This is a genomic window from Streptacidiphilus monticola, from assembly GCF_042658505.1.
GTDB classification, from domain to species: domain Bacteria; phylum Actinomycetota; class Actinomycetes; order Streptomycetales; family Streptomycetaceae; genus Streptacidiphilus; species Streptacidiphilus monticola.
The window spans coordinates 1-6,796 of record NZ_JBHSQJ010000181.1 but is presented as its reverse complement, the minus strand read 5'-3'; the positions used below and the strand labels follow the sequence as shown (position 1 = coordinate 6,796).

The 6,796-nt window shown below is 73.6% G+C and carries 9 protein-coding genes; 6 read left to right on the top strand and 3 right to left on the bottom strand.

Going from position 1 to position 6,796, the window contains the following annotated elements; genetic code table 11:
- The first annotated feature begins 131 nt into the window (after positions 1–131).
- A complete protein-coding gene (locus tag ACFP3V_RS31065; RefSeq protein ID WP_380590944.1) occupies positions 132–983 on the top strand; it encodes a GNAT family N-acetyltransferase in 852 nt (283 codons plus the stop codon).
- 219 nt (positions 984–1,202) lie between these two features.
- Positions 1,203–1,754 (top strand): GNAT family N-acetyltransferase, encoded by a 552-nt coding sequence (locus ACFP3V_RS31060; protein WP_380590940.1) that lies wholly within the window; start codon positions 1,203–1,205, stop codon positions 1,752–1,754.
- On the opposite strand, the gene ACFP3V_RS31055 is transcribed toward ACFP3V_RS31060, so the two are convergent.
- Genes ACFP3V_RS31055 through ACFP3V_RS31045 form a run of 3 tightly spaced genes read right to left on the bottom strand, consistent with a single transcriptional unit; the run spans position 1,705 to position 4,244 of the window.
- Positions 1,705–2,277, bottom strand: a complete 573-nt coding sequence (locus ACFP3V_RS31055) for a hypothetical protein (protein WP_380590937.1) — start codon at positions 2,275–2,277, stop codon at positions 1,705–1,707. The two genes, ACFP3V_RS31060 and ACFP3V_RS31055, sit on opposite strands and share 50 nt — an antisense overlap.
- A gap of 34 nt (positions 2,278–2,311) precedes the next feature.
- The gene (locus tag ACFP3V_RS31050; RefSeq protein WP_380590934.1) at positions 2,312–3,235 is read right to left on the bottom strand and encodes an aminoglycoside phosphotransferase family protein; all 924 of its coding nucleotides are present in this window, start codon (positions 3,233–3,235) and stop codon (positions 2,312–2,314) included.
- 58 nt (positions 3,236–3,293) lie between these two features.
- Positions 3,294–4,244 carry a DUF4439 domain-containing protein gene (locus ACFP3V_RS31045; protein WP_380590931.1) on the bottom strand — a complete coding sequence of 317 codons (951 nt, stop codon included), beginning with the start codon at positions 4,242–4,244 and terminating at the stop codon, positions 3,294–3,296.
- Between the two features lie 139 nt (positions 4,245–4,383).
- Between ACFP3V_RS31045 and rimP the strand changes: the two genes are divergently transcribed.
- The 4 genes from rimP to ACFP3V_RS31025 form a co-directional block, all read left to right on the top strand.
- Positions 4,384–4,923, top strand: coding sequence for a ribosome maturation factor RimP (gene rimP / locus ACFP3V_RS31040; RefSeq protein WP_380590928.1), 540 nt, complete (start codon positions 4,384–4,386; stop codon positions 4,921–4,923).
- 2 nt (positions 4,924–4,925) lie between these two features.
- Positions 4,926–5,912 carry a transcription termination factor NusA gene (gene nusA, locus ACFP3V_RS31035; protein WP_380590925.1) on the top strand — a complete coding sequence of 329 codons (987 nt, stop codon included), beginning with the start codon at positions 4,926–4,928 and terminating at the stop codon, positions 5,910–5,912.
- 155 nt (positions 5,913–6,067) lie between these two features.
- Entirely contained in the window at positions 6,068–6,397 is a 330-nt protein-coding gene (locus ACFP3V_RS31030) for a YlxR family protein (protein WP_380590922.1), read from the top strand.
- A gap of 94 nt (positions 6,398–6,491) precedes the next feature.
- Positions 6,492–6,796: translation initiation factor IF-2 N-terminal domain-containing protein (locus ACFP3V_RS31025; protein ID WP_380590919.1), on the top strand; the 305-nt coding region annotated here is incomplete at its 3' end.

The following is a 6,796-nucleotide window of genomic DNA, read 5'->3' as shown; positions in this document are numbered from 1 at the left end:
GTCGAAGATCGTGGAGACCCTGATCGAGGAGGCCCTCAAGCTCGCCGAGCAGATGCAGGCCGAGGGCGTCGAGTCCGGCGAGCCCGTGGTCGTGGCCGCCGAGTAGGCGCCACGAGTAGGGTGCGACCGTGGTGTTGAGCAGTTCCGCGATAACGACCCGGGTCCTGGAACCCGGGGACCTTCCGGCTGCCCGCGAGGTCCTCAACCGGGACCCGGTCGCCAACGCCTTCGTCGCCGCCAGGGTCCAGGTCGCCGGCCTGGACCCGTGGCGGCTCGGCGGTGAGATGTGGGGCTGGTTCGAGGACGGCCGACTCGAGGCCATGTGCTACGCCGGGGCCAACCTCGTCCCACTGAGCGCCGGTCCCGAGGCCGTCCACGCCTTCGCCGACCGGGCGCGGCGCCAGGGCCGCCGCTGCTCCTCGATCGTCGGCCCGGTCGGGTCCACGGCGCTGCTGTGGCGACTGCTCGAACCGCACTGGGGCCCGGCCCGTGAAGTCCGGGACTGCCAGCCGCTGATGGCCACGACGGAACCCGCCCGCGAGGTCGCACCGGACCCGCTGGTCCGGCGGGTGCGCCGGGACGAGATGGACCTGCTGCTCCCGGCCTGTGTCGCCATGTTCACCGAGGAGGTCGGCGTCTCGCCCCTGGCGGGCGACGGCGGTCTGCTGTACCGGGCCCGCGTGGCCGAACTGGTAACCGGGGGGCGGGCGTTCGCGCGGTTCGAGGGCGACCGCGTGGTCTTCAAGGCGGAGATCGGCGCGGCGACGGACCAGGCCTGCCAGATCCAGGGCGTCTGGGTGGACCCCCAGTTCCGCGGCCGCGGACACGCGGTCCGCGGCATGGCCGCGGTGCTGGACGTCGCGCTGCGGGAGTTCTCGCCGGTGGCGTCGCTGTACGTCAACGACTTCAACACGGTGGCCCGCGCCGCCTACCGCAGGGTCGGCTTCGCCGAGATCGGCGCCTTCATGAGCGTCCTCTTCTGACCCCCTTGGGGCGCGAGGATCCCCTACCACCCCCGGCCTTCGGCCGGGGGTGTCCCCACGGCGGGAGGTGCCCCCACCGACGATCCCACCACCCGGGGAGGTCCGGCTCCCTCTGCGGGACGGCCCACCGTGGGTGCTGGCCCGCTCGAGGTGGGGGCACCCCCCGCCCGAAGGCGGGGGATCCTCGCGCCCCTGCGGGGCACGCGATACCGTCCGGGTGTGGATGATGTGACGGTGGCGGAGATCGACCTCGAGGCGCGGGCGCCCGAGGCGCTGGAGGTGCAGGCCGTGGCCTTCGGGCTCGGGCCCGAGGAAGTCGCCGTGCGCCTCCAGATCGTCCGACGCCATGCCACCCTCCCGGGGGCCCGCGCCTTCGGCGCGCTCCTCGGGGACGGCACGCTCGTCGGCTTCGCCTACGGCATGCCCAACGACCGTGCGCACTGGTGGTCCACCGTCATCGAGCCCTATCTCGACGCCAACGGCGAGGCTCACTGGCTCGACCGCTCCTTCTCCGTCACCGAGCTGCACGTCCACCCCCGGTACCAGGGCGTCGGCCTCGGGCGGGAGCTGATCACCACGCTGACCGGGACCAGCCCGCTGCCGCGCAGCATCCTGTCCGCCATCGACAGCGAGACCCCCGCGCGCCACCTGTACCGCTCGCTCGGGTACCGCGACCTGGCGCGACGGGTGGCCTTCCCCAACACCGCGCTGCGCTACGCGGTCATGGGCGCGCCGCTGCCGCTGCCCGCTCCGCCGCCTCGCGGCGCCTGACCGCACGCAGTTCCTCGGCGGTGGCGGCCAGGCGGATCCGGGTCAGCACCAGCCCCCCTGCGAGGAAGGCGAGCAGCGCGGACCAGAGCATGGCGGAGAACTGACCCTTCATCAGGGCCGTCAGCGCGGCCAGCCCCGGCACGCCCAGCACCGCTCCCCAGGACCACCGCTCGGGCACCACCACCGCCACGGAGACCGCCAGCAGCGGGTAGAGCAGCAGCCCGTGCGCCAGCGACCCGGCCACGCCGCCGGTCACCGGCACCATCAGCACCGCGAACACGACCGGCAGCCGCACGTGCCGCAACCGGGGCCAGAACGCGGTGACCACGACGGCGCAGTAGAGCGCGGCGAACAGCGACAGCGCCGCGATCTCCACCATCGGCCGCGGATTGTGCCCGTGCAGCACGTCGTAGAGCGGGAACAGGGTGACCAGCACCCAGGGCAGCAGCCAGTAGGGGTGGTACCCGGCCAGCTTGTCCAACTGGCGGTCGGTGAGCGCCTTCCGGCGCGGTGGTACGGCCACGGTGTCCCTCCTTCCGGTTCCCGTTCGTCCTGTCTCAGAGCTGCCCGGCGAATTCGAGGAAGAGCTCGGCCGCGTCCCGGTCGCCGACGGACAGGCTCCACAGCCCGGCCTCGACCGTGCGGAACAGCGTCCAGCCGCGCAGCCGGTCCCGGTCCACCTCGACCAGGTCCGCCAGCCGGTTCAGCCGGCGGCGGGCGGCGGCGGCCGGGCCGGGGGATCCGGCCAGGGTCTCCAGCCGGTCCTGGGCCAGCCAGGCCAGGTCGTAGGCGCGCTCGCCGACGAGGGGCTTGGGGTCGATGGCGAGCCACGGCTGGCGCTCGGCGGCCAGCACGTTGCCGTGGTGGAAGTCGCCGTGCAGCAGCAGGAGTTCGGGCTCGTCGGCGAGCAGCCCGTCGGCCAGGTCCAGGGCCTCGTCGAGCAGCGGGACGGCGTCGGCTCCGGCGGCGAGGTCCCGGCGCGTGCGCAGGGTGGTGACGAGGTCGGCCACGCGGTCGCGCACCAGGGTGAACTGATGCCCCGTCGGCGGCTCCACCCAGAGCCGCTGCAGGGTGCCGAGCGCCTCCAGCATCGCCTTGTCCTCGGGGAGCGAGCGCAGCGGCACCTCGCCGTTGAGCCGCTCCAGCAGCAGGACCGAGTCCTCCGGTGCGGCGTCGAGCAGTGCGACGGCGCCGCGTCCGTTCCAGTGGGCCAGCGCCGCGGGTTCCTGCTCGGTCTCGACGTGCGGCAGCCCCGCCTTCAACGCGGCCGGAGCGCCGTCGGGTTGACGGACGTACAGCACGAGGCTGATCTGCCCGCCCGGCTCGACCACCCGCTCCTGGCTCAGGCCCCAGTGGTCCAGGTACCGGGCGACGAGCGCGGGGAGGCGCTCCAGCCAGGCCCGGCCGGTCTCCCCCTCCCAGCGGCCGACGGTGTCGGCCAGCTTGGCGGGGATGTGGAACTGCGGTTCAGCTGCGGACATGCTCGCCTTTCGTCCTGCGCCCCCCGTCGGCCGCGTGCGGCTCCATTGTCGTGCATGGTCAGCGCGGCGCGGACGCGGCCCGCTCGGGCAGCCCCGGGAAGGCGCTGAGGGCCGCGCCCCAGGCCTGCGCCCGCAGCGCGGCCCGCAGCAGGTGCCCCGCGGCCTCGCCGCGCCGGGCGCCGGTGGCGGCACGGACGCCGTTGGCCCAGACGGCCGCGAGCCGGTCCTCCAGGGTGGCGGCGAGCCGCTGGGCTGACGCGGCGTCAGCGACGGCGAAGGGCAGGCGGTAGCCCGCTGCCGCGGCGACGGGCCGGCCGCCTGCGGCGGAGATGCGTGCGCTGAGGGCGTCGCGGAGTTCGCGGTGCAGGGCGTAGCAGCTCTGGGCCCGCGCCCGCGCCTTGCCGCCGAGCTGGGCGCCGAGCACGCCGTACCCGTAGACGGCGGCGTGCTCCGCGGCGAGCGCGCCCTGCAGTGCCTCCAGCTCCGCCGGGCTCGGCGCCGGGCCCGCACTGCCGGCGGCGATCGGCCGGTCGTCGAGGGGCACCCTGGCACCGAGGGTGACCGCCCGCAGGGTGGCGCCCGCGGCGACGGAGGCGAGCAGCCGGGCCAGCGAGGGGGAGGTGCGCGGGACCTGCGCCGTGACCAGCCGGGCCAGCGCCAGCTCCTGCTGTGCGACGGCGGCCGGGGTGGCGGTCGCGGTGGCGCGGGCTGTCGCCGTCGCGCTCGCGGAGGCGGTGGCACCCGGCGTCGTGGTCTGTCGACCGGTCAGCGCCTGAAGCTGCGTCAGCGCCGTTGCGGTCGCTGCCGGCTGAGGGGGCGTCAGGACGGCGTACGCCGCGACCAGCGGGCGCAGCGCGCCGGTGGCCGTGGTACGCGCCCGGGTGTCCGGGTCCACCGGCGTCGGAGCGGCCGAGCCCGCGGGGGCGGGCGAGTCCGGGCCGCAGGCCGTGAGCAGCGGTGGCACGGCGGCCAGCAGGGCGAGGACGCGGCGTCGGGGGAGGGCGGTCACGAGCACGGACGGTACCGCTTCCGGGGCGGCCCACGGCAGCGTGAGCCGGATTCGTCCCCGGGAACCGATAAGCTGTCCCCGTTCATTGGCGGTCTTCGGACCACTCGACAACAGCACACGCGGCCGAGGAGTCACCCGGATGAGTACCACCCTGAACGACCGGCTGCGCGAGTTGCTGGAGCCGCTCGCCGCGAAGGCGGGCGTGGATCTCGAGGACGTCAAGCTGGGCAAGGTCGGCGGTCGCCGCGTGCTCGAGCTGGTCGTGGACGCCGACGGCGGGGTCGACCTGGACGCCGTCGCGGAGCTGTCCCGCGGGTTCGGCGAGGCGCTCGACGCCTCGGACCTGATGGGCGAGGGCGAGTACCGCCTCGAGGTGGGTTCCCCCGGCGTCGACCGGCCGCTCACCCTGCCGCGCCACTGGCGCCGGGCCACCGGCCGCCTGGTCAAGGCGGCGCTGACCGCCGGCGGCGAGGTCACCGGCCGGGTGCTGGAGGCCGACGAGGACGGCGTGCTGCTCGAGATCCCCCCGGTCAAGGGGCGCGGCAAGGCCAAGGAGCAGCGGTACGCCTACCCGGAACTCGGCAAGGCCCGGGTGCAGGTCGAGTTCAACCGCAAGGCTGCCGAAGAACTGGACGAGGCCGTCGAGGAGACGGTTACAAGTGAAGAAGAGGAGGCGTAGCCATGGACATCGACATGAGTGCCCTGCGTCGGCTGGTGCAGGAGCGCGAGATCAAGTTCGACCTGTTGGTCCAGGCGATCGAGTCCGCCCTCCTCATTGCGTACCACCGCACTGAGGGTTCCCGGAACCGGGCCCGGGTCGAGCTGAACCGCGAGACCGGCCACGTCACGGTGTGGGCCACCGAGGACCCGGACGAGGTCGCCGAGGGCGCGGAGCCCCGCGAGTTCGACGACACCCCCTCCGGCTTCGGCCGGATCGCGGCGAGCACGGCCAAGCAGGTGATCCTGCAGCGCCTGCGCGACGCCGAGGACGAGCAGACCTTCGGCGAGTACGCCGGGCACGAGGGCGACATCGTCACCGGTGTGGTCCAGCAGGGCAAGGACCCCAAGAACGTCCTCGTGGACATCGGCAAGCTGGAGGCGATCCTGCCGGTCCAGGAGCAGGTGCCCACTGAGGAGTACAAGCACGGCCTGCGGCTCAAGTGCTACGTCGTGGCCGTCCGCAAGGGCGTCCGCGGCCCGTCGGTGACGCTCTCGCGGACCCACCCCAACCTGGTCCGCAAGCTGTTCGCGCTGGAGGTCCCGGAGATCGCGGACGGCTCGGTGGAGATCGCCGCCATCGCCCGCGAGGCCGGCCACCGCACCAAGATCGCGGTCTGGACGTCCAAGCCGGGCCTGAACGCCAAGGGCGCCTGCATCGGCCCCATGGGCGGCCGGGTGCGCAACGTCATGGCCGAGCTGATGGGCGAGAAGATCGACATCGTGGACTGGTCCGAGGACCCGGCCGAGATGGTCGCCAACGCCCTGTCCCCCGCGCGGGTGACGAAGGTGGAGATCGTGGACTACGACTCCCGCTCCGCACGGGTGACCGTGCCGGACTACCAGCTGTCGCTGGCGATCGGCAAGGAGGGCCAGAACGCCCGTCTCGCCGCCCGGCTCACCGGCTGGCGGATCGACATCCGCCCGGACACCGAGACCCCGGCGGAGTAGCCGGGCGGAGAGCCCCGGCAGATCCGCGATCAAGGCGCTTCGTATCGGAAGCGCGCCGGAATACCGCGCCCCCGCGACGGGTTGAGCCCGTCGTGGGGGCCGCTCGCGACCGTAACCGGGTCGGAGCGAAGACCATTCGAGGGGTAGACTTGGACGTGTCTGGCCGGACGCGTACCGTCGCATGCCCGGAACGCACCTGCGTGGGTTGCCGGAAGCGAGCGGCCAAACACGATCTCCTGCGTGTGGTGGGTGTCGGGGAGGAAGTCGTCCCCGATCCCCGCGGCACGCTCCCCGGGCGGGGCGCCTATGTGCACCCCGCTTCGGACTGCCTCGCTCTGGCGGTTCGCCGCCGCGCGTTCCCGCGGGCCCTGCGCCTGCCGGGGCCGCTCGACACCGCCCGGCTGCAGCGGTTCGTCGAGGAGCAGGCAGCAGTGCAGCACCAGCAAGTCAGTCCGTCAACAGGTACCTCGCGAGTTCGAAAGTAGGTCGAGATTGCGATGAGCACTCGATGAGTACGCGATGAGTACGAGCGTGGAATAGCGACGGTCCGGCGGAACACCCGGACCGAGAAGGAGCGAAGTGGCTAAGGTCCGGGTATACGAACTCGCCAAGGATTTGGGCGTCGAGAGCAAGGCCGTGATGGCCAAGCTCCAGGAGCTCGGTGAGTTCGTCCGTTCGGCGTCCTCGACGATCGAGGCGCCTGTCGAGCGCAGGTTGCGTGATGCGTTCGGCGGCGGCAGTGCTGCCGCAAAGACTGCGCCGGCGAAGTCGGCGTCCCCCAAGCCGGCTGCGGCCGGCCCCAAGCCCGGCGCACTCCCCGGTGCCCCCGGGCGTCCTGCCGCGCCCAAGCCGGCCCCGGCCGCGCCGCGGCCCGCCGCGGCAGC